Source organism: Vibrio sp. Scap24, from assembly GCF_013394185.1.
GTDB lineage: Bacteria > Pseudomonadota > Gammaproteobacteria > Enterobacterales > Vibrionaceae > Vibrio > Vibrio pomeroyi.
The window spans coordinates 771,949-786,889 of the sequence record NZ_CP041333.1; the positions used below are offsets into that span (position 1 = coordinate 771,949).

The window sequence follows — 14,941 nt, forward strand, 5'->3', positions numbered from 1 at the left end:
TATGTCAGAAGTCATTAGAATTGAAGGGCTAAAGCAGCATTTTCTATCAGGTAAGAACCTATTTAAGAAAGGTTATGTAATCAAGGCTGTTGACGGCGTTTCATTCTCAGTGAAGCAAGGTGAGACGTTAGGTTTGGTTGGAGAGTCGGGATGCGGGAAAAGTACGCTTGGTAGAACATTGCTCAAACTGTATGAGCCATCCGCTGGGAAGATCTTTTTCGAAGGTGAAGACATCACCCATTACAGTACAAAAAGAATGCGTCCACTTCGTCGAGATATGCAGATTGTATTTCAGGATCCTCTAGAATCATTGAATCAGAGGCATACAGTAGGCGGCATACTTGAAGAACCTTTTATTATTCATGGGATTGGTTCAAAGAAAGACCGAAAGCAATGGGTTTTAGAGCTACTCGATAAGATCGGATTACCTCACTCCGCCGTAACCCGTTATCCGCACGAGTTTTCTGGAGGGCAAAGGCAGCGTATAGGCATAGCAAGAGCAATAGCATTAAAGCCAAAGTTATTGATTTGCGATGAGTCAGTATCGGCATTAGATGTTTCTGTGCAAGCACAGATATTGAACTTATTACTAAAAATACAAAAAGAGATGAACCTTTCCATTATTTTTATTTCACATGATCTCTCTGTCGTTAAGCACATTTCAGATAATGTGGTCGTAATGAAAAAAGGTAAAATAATTGAGTTTGGAAGTGTGGAAGACGTTTATAAAAACCCAAAAGAAGAATATACAAAAACTCTATTGGCGTCGATTCCAATAACGCATCCATCTCAAAGGAATAAAATAAAAACAACGAGGTTAGCTAAACAGGCTTAAAACTGGAAAAAGAAAATGTAGATATAATACGGAAGTGTAATACAAGAAGGAAAATATGAATAAACTACTTATGTTGCCAGCGTTCATGCTGGTGGCGCCTTCGCTCGCCCTAGCAAATAATTTGCAAGATGAGTGGGAGTCCAAAAACAATGAAAACCCTTGGTCTGGATACATTAGTGCTGACTATTCTCGAAACGGATATGAAGACAGTGCGTCTTTAGCAAACCGTTCGGCTTCTGCAACTGGCGTTGTCCGATATTCGTTTTCAGACAAATCTCGACTCCAAGTTGTGGCGTCAGGTTACCACTTGTCCGACGGTGATGAATATGGGACTAGGGGACAGTTCTGGAATGATACGTCCATCTCATGGGGGCGAAATGGACTATTCAAACCAACTGATGGTTCATCACTGAGTGGTGAGGTAAGAGTAATATTGCCAACGTCCAAATGGTCAAGGAGGAACGATCTAACGTTAGGAACTAGGTTGAAAGTCAGGTGGAGTGCTCCATTCGATAATTGGATTGAAGGGCTTTCATTAAGTAATACGTTATTACTTAGAAAAAACTTTCACGAATATAAAACAGCTGGTGGTAATCAGCTTATTGAATACCAATTGAGCAGCCAATTTTCTCTTGATTATGTTTTTGCAGAAGACTTCTATTTTAACATTTTCGTAATGCCTAGACAGTCATGGGATTATAACGGGAGCACGTTTGACCCAACTTTATTACATGGGGAAGAGGTGGGTTACCAAATAACTAAGAGTATTTCTATTTCTGCTGGTTTGACTAATGGCATTAGTTATTACAATCCAGAAAGAGGCTCAAACCCTCTTAATGATTTAGTCGATTTAAAGAAAACAACTTATTACGCAGTGATTAACTATCAATTCTAATATTGCTCCGTTCGCATTGAATTTAAATAGTTAGAAGTAAAAATGTAATATAATTATAAATATAGGTAAATTATGTTTAAACAAGCAATTATCGCAGCAAGTATTGCCACGATCCTCAGCGGGTGTGGGGCCGAAGATCGTGCCTATGACACCTATGAAAAACCAACCGAAGAGATTTCTGTTCAATCTTTAGATACGGAATCACTTTGGATGTACATGCCGTCAACTGGTGAAGCTCCTCGCTATGCTATGACTCAGCGTGGTTTTTTCCAAGGCGATCCAAAGTTAGTTACGCTTCGTTTTGATGAAACTAATGGTATTTATGTCGAAGAAGTTGATCGCGACAAAGTGAATTCGACAGATGAAAGTCGTTGGGATACGGAAATTAACCGTGCTCCTGTGCTTAAAATTCCTGGAGAATTTCGCCAGTATCGCTGTGCTGAGAACGGTTATGGCGAATGTACAAATAAAGAAGAAATTAACGCAGATGAAGACGTTTCTTGGGATCAAGCCACACACTTTGTGCCTAAATATGAAGAGATTAAATCACTATCTCAAGACACAATTAGAGCTTGGTATACCTCCAGTAATGTTACGGAGTCTGCAGAGCCCCGTTTGATTTCATACGAATACGATCCTGAAGGTGGGGTAATTAACGTTGAAGTAGAGCGAACCTTTACTGCAGAAGCGGAAGATCAATACCAGTTTGGTGGCGAGCTTAAAGACTTATCATTCAAAACACGTTTTTTCTATTCTCTTGTTAAGCTTGATAAGTTAGCAAGTGAAAATTACGAACCTATCTATTACCAAGGCCAAGACAGCGCATACTTTGGGTTCTTCAACGATAGCAAAGAAGTAAAAACTCACACTGGTGAGAGTAACGTACAGGGTTCTCGTTTTTCTTATATTAACCGATTCAATCCCAAGTTAGAGTCGATCGATTACTACTTAAGCGACAGCTACTTCGATGATGGCAATGAAGCGTACCTGCAACTTACGCTCGATACCATGAAAGAGGTAAATCAGTCATTAGAAGGCACAGGTGTTCCTCGCATTAACATTGTTAATAGTGACAAGAAAGCGGGTGTAAAAACGGGTGACTTACGTTACAACGTATTCAACCTGATCGCGGATCCAGTTGACAACGGACTTCTTGGCTATGGCCCATCTGCCACTAACCCATTAACGGGTGAAATTATTCATGCGCATGTTAACCAATATTTAGGTGTGATTCGTTCCGCAAGTCGCCATACGTGGAATGATCTCGCTAAGCGTTACAACCGCCAAGAAATTGAAAAAGTACAACCTGTGGTTGTGGCGGAAAAAAGCAACGCTTCGAAATCAAGCTCTGAGCCAACCGAGATCGATTTGTTCAATAAAATGCTCGAGGAAGCTCGAGGACCTTCGATCAATGTTCCAGCGTTGAGTGAACGCGAAATTAATTTGGTGGGCAAAGATAATTTAGTCGATTCACTGCCTGAAGCCGATTTGGATTTCAAATACGATACCAGTAACCAAGACCTCGCTTTGCAATCATTCTATAAACGCCAAGATATGTTGAAGCGATTCTCTGAGCAGAATGTATATAGCGTTGATGCGATGTGGTTAAGTACCCAGTCAAAGGGCTTAGTGAAGGGTTTAGACTATATCCAAGGTGGCTTCTTCGCCGATGCTGATCAAAGCAAAATGAAAACGTGGGAAGCGCTAACGATTGATCAGCAGAAGCTAGCAAGCCAAGCGATTTCAAAGCATATGTTTAAATCAACATTGATTCATGAGCTCGGGCATAACCTTGGTTTACGTCATAACTTTATGGGTTCAACGGACGAAAGCCATTTTTATACAGAGGCTGAGCTTGAACAAAGCAAAATTGGGCACCTTGATAAGCCAGCTGCGTACAGTTCGATCATGGATTACGGTGCATCAATATTTGATGAACTGTTGACGTTCGGTAAGTATGACAAGGCCGCTTTACGTTTCGCTTATGCTCGTCAGGTTGAAACAAATGAACTTATCGTTAACACCAATAGCGAGGGAGACGATGTCGCTGTAGTAGACGCCACTGGAGCACAAAAACGCAAAGTCTATTCTTTGGCTGAGTATGACCGTCAGTTATCTAATGACTATAAGGTTTATCCGACGGGTGTTATTGCACACTTGAGAGCTAACGCTGGTCAAAATGGTATTCCAGATTCGTTAGTGAGCTATCGCTATTGTACGGATGAACATACGACCACTAACTTGTTGTGCGACCGCTTTGATGAAGGTACAAGCCTTCAAGAAGCCACTGAGTTTAGAATTCAGCGATACAAAGATAGCTACGACACGGTTAACCAAAGAAATGGACGTGAGAGATTTGAACAATTTCATCAATATAGTTACTTCTTATATCGAATGGGGGAGTTCCAAAAAATTCGCGATATCGTTGAAAATGTTGGTGAAATTGACTTTATGTTTGCTCGTTACTTAGGTGCAAATACGACGAATAACAAAGGGCAGGTTTTTGAAGAAATAGCCGGAAACAACTGTGTGGATTTTCGCGGTAACGCTATTCCATTAGAGAACTTGTCTGCGGGTGTTCGTCCAATTTGTGATACTTATAATGCAGCAAATTTGGCAGCAGACTTCTTTTTAGAAGTGCTAACAGCACCAGATAAAGTTTGTGAATTAGAAGAATTGAGTGGTGTTGTCGGAGTTCCTAACCGCTATCGTTTCGCTAAGTTATCTGACCTTTGGTTAACCTACCAAGGTGGCATGTCGCAAAATCGCGATGTTCCAACCAGTTGTTTTGATGAGGAATTAGTTCAGATGTTAGCAAGTCAAGCTAACGAGATCGTCATTCGCTCTGAAACTCGAGATGGAAAAGTATGGGCGAGTTTAAAAGCGAACAACCCTTATCAAACATCGTCTTCTTCTGTCGATTTGTTAGGCGTATGGCCAGACAAACTACTAGCAGCACAGATGTTAGTTAGGCGTGATACACCATTCAAATCAACTGAGAATTCGAGCTTAGCGTTGGTTGATATGTCAGACAAAATTTCACACTTGTATACGTATCTATCCGATTTAACGGGTAGAGCTGAAGCTCGCCAAGCTATCTTTGTTGATGGGAAAGGGGATTACGTAGAAACGGTTCTGAAATACAAACAAGACATTACTGAAACAATTGAGGCTACACCTTCATACCTGTGGCCAATGAAGCGCTATTTCTCAATGGGCGGTAATGAAGCATTTGTGTATTGGACTGAGGGAGCTAGCCAAGATACGAAGGTGCCGTACTTTGGAACCTTATTGGCTAACCTAAACAAGTATAATCGTGCAAATGAATATGGTTTGAGTGACTCAGTATCTGGTTTTAGCGACTCTATCCATGTCAACTATGCAAATAGTAGTTTTGCCGACGAAGATGGGATTAACTTTACTTGGAAAGGGACAAATTACTCGTTGAGTTCACGTAACACACTTGCAAATGCTTTAGCTTCACGCGCCTTATACACAGAAGAGCAGCAAGCTCGCGTAGAAAAATTAAACGGTTTGCCTTACCGAGTCCGTAACGCGCTGTCTGTGTTTAAGAATACGCGAGATCGCAACGAAGCCCGTATTATCGCTGTCGGTGATAAAGAGGCGCTCGTTGCTCTTCGTGACACCACTGGTTTCGCACGCTTTTTTATGTTTGATAATCAGTTCGAAGAATATGATGAAGATGGTCAGAAGTGTTTACGATTTAAAGTCGATGGCGAGTCGACCGAAGAGCACATGAAACGTAAGTGTAACTCTCAATCCAGTTTGCAGACGGTACAAAATAGCTCGATTGGTAAATTCGAAGATGAAGAGCACGAACGTATATTCGATTTAGCACAAATCTTTGGTAATCAGATTGCGGATAACAACACCAGTTCCACAAATGCGGCTCATAAAGAAGTGTACAGCTATGACCCAGAAGAATTGAGGTTATGGAGCTCTAATGAGTACGTGAATTACCGTCGCGCATTTGAACAGTTCCCTGTTTATGATGACTAGACAACAAATGTTTAATTAAACCCATAAATTGAACCGGTTACCTTACTAAGGTGACCGGTTTTTTTGAGTCTAAAATTAAGAGCTTTTGGTCTATTTTTAGCTGCATTACCTTTTATTTATATGTTATATAGATGTTTTTGTTGCTTTTATAAATATAAGCTATGTAAAAGAATGTGCTGAATTTCGCAATAGAGAGGCGGGGGTTCGCAAGGTAGCAATAGGAATGGTGAGAAGGATTTATGACCAACCCGAAACTAGTGATCGTAGAAGACGATCCCATCTTAAGAGAGATGTTACAGGAATATTTTGAAAGCCAATCTTTTGATGTAATCACTATTTCTGATGGCGCATCAGCGAGTGAGCAAATCTTAAATATTCAGCCCGACATTGTTCTACTTGATCTTATGTTGCCAGAAGTTGATGGGCTAACTATCTGTAGGCAAGTCCGGAGTCAGTTTAAGGGAAAGATACTCATTCTTACAGCTAGTGATGATGATTTTGACCATGTTGCAGCGTTAGAAACTGGCGCCGATGACTTTATTAGTAAACCAATTCGCCAAAGAGTATTACTTGCTCGAGTGAGGATGCTTTTGCGTCGCACTCCTGACAGTTCAATAAGTGCTGAAGTGAGTAAGAATGAGTTAGTTTTTGGTAAGTTAAATTTAAACCGCACAACCAAAGCCTGTACGCATATTGGAAAAGATATATCCATAGCGGAGAGTGAATTTGAACTGCTTTGGCTATTGGCTTCCTCGCCAGAACAGGTGTTGTCACGTAATTTTTTGACTCAACAGTTGAGAGGTATTGATTACGATGGCATTGACCGCTTTATCGACAACAAAATCGTAATCTTACGTAAAAAGCTTAATGACATAACTGTTCCACCTAAAAAGATCATCACTGTAAGAGGTAAAGGCTACTTGTTCGTACCAGAACGTTGGTAACGGTAGCTGAATAAATAATATGCGACGTATCTATTTTGAATACCTAGCGGGGCTGACAGTCATCTTCTTAGTGAGTATATATTCCTATGCTTTTATTGTTTACAAGTTAAGCACTGACTACGAATACATATTACGAGACCATGAAGCAGAAGCTTATCAAGAATTAATTGATGTGGTTTTCCGTGAAAAAGGTTTGCTTGAAACGCAGAATCTATTAAAGAGTTATGCGGATAAGACTCGGCAGAACCTGCGAATCATACCTTTTGATAACGCTCCAGAGCTAGTGAGAAAAGCGTTTCAGCAGCAAGGCCGAAATGTTTACTACCATGACGAATACTTCCTGTGGTTAAGGTTAGTTGGAAGTGATGATTTATATGAGTTATCTAAGAACAAAAATTCTTATCTGAGGAAGCAAATCAAATTTGAAAACCGTCTTATTTGGGTGTTTGCAATAGCAGGTTTTGCGTTTAGCGGCTTGTTTTTGGTTTGGAGAATCAAGCGCCGATTAAATAACCTTGAAATGGCGACGGTTGCTTTTTCTCATGGAGAGCTACTAGAAAGAGCTTCCGAAAAAAATAGCATAAAATTAGGTACGTTAAACCGTAGCTTTAATGTTATGGCGGACAAGATAAGAGACTTAATCAATAGTAATAAGTCTTTGACTAATGCTGTTGCTCACGAGCTAAGGACGCCTATATTCCGAATTCAGTGGCAGGCTGAGTTGTTGAGTGATTTAGCACCAACTCCGCAACAATCTAAAGCGATAGCCCGTATTCTTGCTGATACGGATGAAATGGAAGACATGGTTGATGAGCTATTGTATTACGCTCGATTGGAAAGAGGGGGCTTCGAATTGCTTAAGCAACCTATTGATGCCAATGAATGGCTAAACGAGCGTTTTAGCATTTGGGAGAAAGAGACAACACTCGATCTCATTAAGGTGCCACTAAAAGTCCCAGCCTCTTTTTATGTCGATCTAAAGTTATTCAATCGGGCGGTGGATAATATAGTAAGGAATGCTTTTAAGTTTGCTGATACTAAGATCGTTATTGAGTTGTGGTATACCGACAATGAATTTGTTATTGAAGTTCACGATGACGGCAAAGGCGTTGAAACTGAGCATTGGCCTTATCTGTTTGATCCTTTTTACAGTGCTAATGCAGCTAGGAACAAGGGAAAAACGGGTCATGGCTTAGGGCTGGCTATCGTCAAACAAGTGTGTGACCGACACCAAGCACATGTGACAGTTGGCGAAAGCTATTTGGATGGTGCGTGTTTTGCGTTGTCGTTTCCTAGGCTTGAGCCATAATTCAACATGGTCATTTACTTGTTTTACGATTACACTGCGCCCAATATTTCAGAAGTACATATTTAGGTAGAGGTCACCATGGACCAAGAACATTACGAAGACGCTGATTACGAAGGTTATGAGCACGGTGAAGAAGGCGAAGAGATTGAAATTGAAGCCATTGGTATCGATGTTTCTTCTCAGCCAATTGAGCTCTACAAAGTGTTTAAAATTGCTAATCTAGTAAGCGGTGGCGGTGAAGCTAAACACATTATTTCAGAAGGCTACGTAGCGGTAAATGGTGAACTAGAAACGCGTAAGCGCCGCAAGATGTACGATGGTGATTTTTTCGAATTCAACCAAGAATACTATGTAGTGGTATGTGATCAGCCAGTACAAGAAGATTCAGAAAAGCCGAAAAAGAAAGAAGCGCCTAAACAAAATAACAAGGCGAAGAAAGGCCAATCTAAAAAGGGTTCAAGCAAGAAAGAATCACAGCGCAGCACTGCAGATATGCTAAGCGCTAAAGCTGAACCTAAGAAAGAGAAAAAAGAGAAGAAGAAAGAAAACAAGCCGAAAAAGAAAGCGGATACGCCTAAGCCAACACGTGATGATAAAAGCGGCCGTAACTCTATCGAATTCTTCTAAACTACAGCTCTAAAACGATTCTTTGATAGCTTCGCTTCGCTACATGTATTTTTTGTGTTTGCCAGATACCAAAAGGCTCACTGTGATAGTGAGCCTTTTTTGTTGTAGCTAGCTTAATTTGAGGATAACTCTAACTGGTTTGTTCTACTTCGTTTGACGTCTTAGATCGCTTGAATGAGTAAATCATATAACCAATGATACTTGCAGCAACAATAACCGAGCAGACTCGAATAAAGTTAATTAACATTGGTGCGTTCTCAATGAACTCGTTAATCCCCCAAAGTAGAACGAGCGAGAATACAAACATGACGAGTAGTCCCCAACAAGGTGCATCGACTTTACCCGGAACAACATACCAACCATCTTCTTTGATCGGTTTGTTCAAGCGTGCATATTCTGCTTGCTGACCTTTGACTGTATAAAGGTGCATTTCTGTTTGTTTGCCAGTTAGCAGCAAGCTTGCAGCGTAGGCGACAATCGCATTGACGAAAACACCGATGACACAGTACCAAGGCCAAGCAATATCAGTCGCAACCGCAACATACCAAATCGCAACGAAGCTTGCTGCGACACCAATTAACAGTCCCTTTTCTGTAATATGTTTAGAGTAGAAACCAAGCACGAACATACAGAAGTTTGCACCTACAAAATAGGAACCCGCTTTACTCAATATTTCTAAAACTGAGCCTGTGCTGGTTGCAAACATGAAGGCAGGAATGATGATACATAGCGCCCACATAACCGTGAAGAAACGCGATACTTTGAGGTAATGCTCCTCTGACTCGTTTTTCTTGTAGAAGCGTTTATAGAAGTCAGTAACAGAGACGGTAGCCATAGAGTTAAAAGCGGAGTCTAGGCTCGACATACTTGCAGCAAGAATAGCTGCGGCGATGATTCCCATCAGCCCTGGCATACCATATTCGCTGGCATAGTGAAGGATAATGGTGTTGCCATTCTCAAACTCTTTACCATCGTAGTAAGCGTTAAATAACACGCCCAACAGAATGAATACGAAGTAGATGAAGAAAGCAACGTAACCCATCATTAGCATCGCTTTTTTCGCATCACCCATGCTTTTCGCCGCCATGCAGCGTTGAACCATCATTTGGTTACCGCCATACACCGTAGTGTGGAACATTGTCATTGCGATAACGCCAGCCCATACGGTGGTCACTTGGCTTAAATCTAAATTGGTTTGCAACGCATTGGTCATGCCTTGTGACTTAAGATCTTGCATCACTTCAGTCATTGGTTGTGGCATGCCATTCCAAACGGCTTCGATGATGATAAATGCACCAAGAAACAGAATGACCGCTTGAATGACATCTGTCCAAATAACGGCGGCAATTCCTCCCATTACCGTATAGATCAGCGCAATAACAGTGACAATGACGATGCAGTAGGTAACGTCGATACCGGTAATGAACTCGAGGATTAACGAGGTCGCATATAAGACTGCAGCTGAGCTTATCGCCTGTTTAATCAAGAAAATCAAAGACAGAGTGATACGCGAGGCTTTACCAAAGCGTCGTTCTTGATATTCATAAATTGAGGTTAGACCGTTGTTATAGAAAAACGGCATAAACACAGCAACGATAAAGAAAATAACCAAAGGGTAGTTTAGGTGGATAGCGATCACCGACAAGCCTTCTTTGTAAGACCAAGCCGGCCCACCCAAGAAAGACATCGCACTGACATAGGTACACACAACAGAGATACCAATGGCCCACCATGGAATATTTCTATCACCTAACGCAAATTGGTTAGCGGAAGTCACACGTCTACCAACCAGTGCACCCATAACTAAAGTCAGGACGATATAGGTACCAAGAATTGTCCAGTTTAAAGCGCCAAACTCATACATGCTCACGTCCTTTTAATTGTTCTTCCATTTGCTCAAACAGATCGTAGCCAAGCTGTTTTAAGATGTGTGCGATATCGATAGCGACCCAGTTCTCCTTGAGTAATTCACCTTCGCGTCGCCAGATATCCATAACGCGAAGCTCGATGTGCTTGCCTGTCGGTGCTAACCCTAACCAGCCACTGCTGCCAGTATGTGTACCGTGCATGTGTGGCCAACCACCTGTGGATACGTAGTCATTTTTGGACAAAATATTGAGCTCTATATCGACACTTCGATCAGGGAAGGCAAAGACAAATGGTCCTTGATGGTGGTCTCGGAAACCTTGGATACCACGTGTCGTACCAATTGCAGCAGGTCCGTACCACATAAAGTCATCATGCCAGTAGTTCTCTAGATCCATTGAATCAAGGCGCTTACCGTCAAATCGGCCCAAGCAAGCCAACATGTCTAGCACTAGCTTTTGGCTTTTCTCACTCTCTTCCGCTGCGATGCTGCCTGTCTGTATTCCGTCTTGAGTCGCGGGGGCAGGGACTAATCCAGCATGGCCTAGACTTTTGCGTAACGGATTCACGCCAGCTTGGTTCATTGCATCGATAAAATCAGGGATTAGATAGGACTCAGTAATTTGACCATCTTGGGTGCAAACCATTTCGGTGTAGCGCAAGTAGAGTGTTTTTCCTGTTGCCGGGATGCCAAATAACGGTTTTGCAAATGTGCCGACAAAGTAGCCGGTAGAGTTTACCCAAGTACGGCCTTCGTATTCACCTTGCATAATGATTGAAGGGCGTCGTTCAACATCAGGTAGCGAGTTTATTAGCGGTAATAGAAACGCTTGCTCAGTCGCATCGACACCAGATACGTCGTTGATCGGGTGAGCGACACACCATTTAACGTCAGCATTTAGCATCTCTTGAACTACTTGAGTCCGTTCGGATGAGTGAGCGTTAAAATAGGTTCTGTAGAAATTTTCTATCAAGCTGTTCAACATAATACTTCCTTATATAGTTAACCGATTTGGATGAGAATCTGTTTCCAGACAGCACTTTCATCAAGTAGCGTAAACTCTCTGCGTAGACCCCAAGGTCCAAACTCTGCATGGCTGATTCCCATGATGTAAACGTCTTTTCCTGTAGGCTTTCCAAACATGCCGTAGCCTTCATGCTTACCTTGGAGCGACCAACGAATAGCCGCACGTGGTGACATCATTTCGTCATTACGGCCGATACGGTGGTGAATTTTGAACTCCGCGTTTGGAAATGAAGAGCGCAGTGACATCCAAAACTGGTCGATCTCGTTATGAGATAGTGCAGTTTGACCACCCGTGTATTCACCGATACAAGCTCGGTCATATTCTTTTGGGATTACTGAGAACTCAGCGCTCATTACACGGCGCAGTATGTCTTCATAGCGCTGACCGTATTCATTGTCGTTACCTACACCAAGATAAGGGCCTTGTGTGTCGACTTGGGGAGTGAAAGGGAACGGGCATTGCTCAACGCCACCTTCCATTTCGATTTGTTGATGGGCGTACTCTTCTGACGTCATACCCAGTTGGTTTGCAATTGCAGCGATGTCTCGGATCATCCACTCGTCATCAATTTGGTTATCGATGGCATGGCAGTCTGCGATAATTCGAAACTTAAGTGTTTTATTCGTGGCTTTACCAAACACACCGTCATTCGTATGAGTGGCTGTTGAAATGATTCGATGTGATGAAAGCATGCCTTGCTCAGGAGTCCCTGACCAAATAACGTCTTCACCCAATAAGGTACGGTTCGGGAATTCGGCTAGTGTGCCCATGGTAGCGCTGATGACCTGCTCGTTTCCCTTGGTGATGGAGAGTGGGGTACGGACGATAATGTCAGGTGAGTAATAGTTATGTAGGGTACTCAGACCTCGATCTTCCCAAATTTCTTTAGTGATACCTAATATATAATCTGGAAAATCTTGCCATTTAGAATCAAAGCCAACCATAGCCATTAATCACCTCCTGATGCGTCATAAAATTAGTTGTTGGATTGTTTTTGGTTACGTATCCAATATTGCCTTTTGTTATCGACGTGTCAATGAGGTGTTTTGTATATGTTTCTTTATTGTGGGTTTGATCTGTTTTTTAACAACTCTCCAAATATGGTTCTCAGTAAGATAATTGAGTGATGGTTCCATATTTATCGAGTGTATATGAACAAGATGATTAGGTTTAAACGTAGTGTTCGCCCATATAACCTGTTGTATTTATGGGTTTTGTTGTGGGTTTGGTGAGGTGGGTATTAAATCAGAGAATGCTCTGTGACGATTTGTTATATCGAAATCATGACGAGAGAAGATTTAGAGTAATGATTCTTATACGATGGAGTTTTACTCAGATTGTTAATTTTTTGTTTGTATCTGTTTAATTAAGAATGGATTCGCATGCAACGATAAATTTGGGAATGGTTGGATTGAAAAAGCCACTCAAAGATGAATATTGAGTGGCTTTGTTGATGGGTACGCTTAAGACAATAACTCTGGAAGATACAGTGAGATCGCTGGAATAAAGGTAATGATCATCAAGGCGACGAGCATGGCACCAATCCAGCCTAGAATCTCTCGAGATAAGGATTCAATCGGCACGTTGCCCACTTGGCTAGCCATAAATAAGTTGGCGCCGAGTGGGGGAGTAACAAACCCGATGGCTAGGTTCACGATCATCACGATTCCGAAGTGAATTGGGTCCATTCCTAATGCGGTCACGATAGGCAGCAGGATTGGAGTCAAGATAACAATCGCCGCTAATGTCTCCATGAATGTACCGACGATTAGTAGTAATGCGGTGATACATAGCAAGATGAGCAGTTTGTTTTCCGTAATAGAGAGAATGAACTGCGCGATCTCCGTTGGCAGGCGTTCAAGCGTTAGGATTCGACCAAAGGTGACCGAAGCGCCCACAATCACAAGTACGGCACCTACCAATAACGAAGATTCTAAAATGATCTTCACGACCTTTTTGTAATCCAGTTCTTTGTAGACAAACATGCCGAAAAACAAGCCGTATAACACACCAATCGCAGCAGATTCAGTTGGCGTGAATATACCAGAGTAGATACCACCAAGAATGATTACGGGTAATAGCATTGCCCAAATTGCTTCTTTGAGTGCTGCCAGTCGCTCAGGCCATGTTGCTTTCTTATCGTTACCTTTGTAGCCGCGAATTTTAGATACGATCAAGCAATAACCGATAAGAACCAAGCCAACTACAAGTCCAGGTACGATACCCGCCATGAACATTTTGGTTACTGAGACTTCGGCAGTAATGGCGTACACGATCATCACAACAGACGGTGGAATAATTACCCCGATACCGCCAGAAGAAGCGATCAGTGCACCGGCAAAGCTTCGGTCGTAGCCTTTTTTAACCATAGACGGGATCATGGTTAAGCCAATCGCTGCGACGGTGGCTGAACCAGTACCAGAGATTGAGGCAAAGAACATACATGCAACGATCGCCACAATCCCTAAGCCACCAGTGAAGTGTCCAAAGAAGACTTCAGCAACATGCAAAAGGCGTTTTGATATACCGCCTTGGCTCATTAGGTTACCGGCCAATGTGAAGAGTACAACAGCCAATAAAGGGAAAGAGTCTAGGCCTGTCACCAAGCCCTGTACTAAAAACTCAACGTTTAAAAAAGGCAAACTCAATATAGCGAGCATGCTGGCGCCAGCTAGGGCAATACCAACGGGAACGCCAATAAGAAGCAGTAATCCGAAACTACCAAATAACAAAGCAGAGGTCATAAGCTTAGCTCCAACAAACGGTTAGATGTGCGGTGTTTTGCCTTCAAATGGCGGTAACGGTGTTGCGTGAGTCGAACCGGTTTTGGTGAATAAGCAATGACTGAGATACGTTTGTTGATGCTGACTACCAAGCGTATGGAACTTAATACCGCACACACCAGAACAGATGCATACAAGCAAGCAATAGGGATTTCCATCGCTGGAGCGATTTGACCCAGTTTCAAGCTTCGACCAATCACTTTGAAGCCAAACCAAGCTACGGTGCAGCTGAAGGCAAGGTAGATAAGATCAGAGAGAATCAAACTGTAGTGAGTTAGATTTCCAGGTAGTTTGTCGATGAACAGACGAATACGAATATGTCGGTCATCGCGAATGCAATAGCTGATGCTCAAGTACATCGCCCAAACGAAAAGGTAGCGGGCGAGTTCTTCAGCCCAAGCGATTGAGGCATCGAATAGACGCAATGCTATCTGTAAACAGAGTAGAGCAGTCATCAGCGAGATAGAAAGTACGATCAGTGTTGGTTCGAAGTATCGGTCGAACAGGCGAAACCATTTCATACGTAACTCCAAAGAGTGTTGAAAAGGGCATTGAATGCCAATGAATACACGACAGCTCAGACCTAGAACACCGTTTATAGAATGCCCTGAGATCTGAGGTAACGATTGTTAGA

The 14,941-nt window shown here is 42.2% G+C and carries 11 protein-coding genes; 6 read left to right on the top strand and 5 right to left on the bottom strand.

What is annotated here, in order from left to right; all coding sequences use genetic code 11:
- Position 1 precedes the first annotated feature (1 nt).
- From FLM53_RS19020 to FLM53_RS19045, 6 genes are all read left to right on the top strand, one after another.
- Positions 2-835: an ABC transporter ATP-binding protein gene (locus FLM53_RS19020; protein WP_004730377.1), complete on the top strand. Its 834-nt coding sequence runs from the start codon at positions 2-4 to the stop codon at positions 833-835.
- Positions 836-890: 55 nt separating this feature from the next.
- Complete coding sequence (locus FLM53_RS19025; protein WP_017064734.1) at positions 891-1,730, top strand: hypothetical protein; 840 nt, start codon at positions 891-893, stop codon at positions 1,728-1,730.
- Between the two features lie 72 nt (positions 1,731-1,802).
- A complete protein-coding gene (locus FLM53_RS19030) occupies positions 1,803-5,750 on the top strand; it encodes a zinc-dependent metalloprotease (RefSeq protein ID WP_176679838.1) in 3,948 nt (1,315 codons plus the stop codon).
- Positions 5,751-5,989: 239 nt separating this feature from the next.
- Positions 5,990-6,694 carry a response regulator gene (locus FLM53_RS19035; RefSeq protein WP_017064732.1) on the top strand — a complete coding sequence of 235 codons (705 nt, stop codon included), beginning with the start codon at positions 5,990-5,992 and terminating at the stop codon, positions 6,692-6,694.
- Positions 6,695-6,713: 19 nt separating this feature from the next.
- Entirely contained in the window at positions 6,714-8,003 is a 1,290-nt protein-coding gene (locus tag FLM53_RS19040; protein WP_176679837.1) for an ATP-binding protein, read from the top strand.
- Between the two features lie 78 nt (positions 8,004-8,081).
- Positions 8,082-8,630, top strand: a complete 549-nt coding sequence (locus FLM53_RS19045) for an RNA-binding S4 domain-containing protein (protein ID WP_176679836.1) — start codon at positions 8,082-8,084, stop codon at positions 8,628-8,630.
- A 130-nt stretch (positions 8,631-8,760) separates the two neighbouring features.
- Here FLM53_RS19045 and FLM53_RS19050 read toward each other — a convergent pair whose 3' ends face one another.
- The 5 genes from FLM53_RS19050 to FLM53_RS19070 all read right to left on the bottom strand — a co-directional run bounded on the left by FLM53_RS19050 (position 8,761) and on the right by FLM53_RS19070 (position 14,828).
- Positions 8,761-10,494, bottom strand: a complete 1,734-nt coding sequence (locus FLM53_RS19050; protein WP_176679835.1) for a sodium/solute symporter — start codon at positions 10,492-10,494, stop codon at positions 8,761-8,763.
- On the bottom strand, positions 10,487-11,482 hold the full coding sequence (locus tag FLM53_RS19055; RefSeq protein WP_176679834.1) for an ester cyclase: 996 nt from the start codon (positions 11,480-11,482) through the stop codon (positions 10,487-10,489). The genes FLM53_RS19050 and FLM53_RS19055 overlap by 8 nt, the downstream gene beginning before the upstream one ends.
- A gap of 17 nt (positions 11,483-11,499) precedes the next feature.
- Entirely contained in the window at positions 11,500-12,474 is a 975-nt protein-coding gene (locus FLM53_RS19060) for an ester cyclase (protein ID WP_176679833.1), read from the bottom strand.
- Between the two features lie 513 nt (positions 12,475-12,987).
- The gene (locus FLM53_RS19065; RefSeq protein ID WP_176679832.1) at positions 12,988-14,268 is read right to left on the bottom strand and encodes a TRAP transporter large permease; all 1,281 of its coding nucleotides are present in this window, start codon (positions 14,266-14,268) and stop codon (positions 12,988-12,990) included.
- On the bottom strand, positions 14,265-14,828 hold the full coding sequence (locus tag FLM53_RS19070) for a TRAP transporter small permease (RefSeq protein WP_008217103.1): 564 nt from the start codon (positions 14,826-14,828) through the stop codon (positions 14,265-14,267). The genes FLM53_RS19065 and FLM53_RS19070 overlap by 4 nt, the downstream gene beginning before the upstream one ends.
- Between the last annotated feature and the right edge of the window lie 113 nt (positions 14,829-14,941).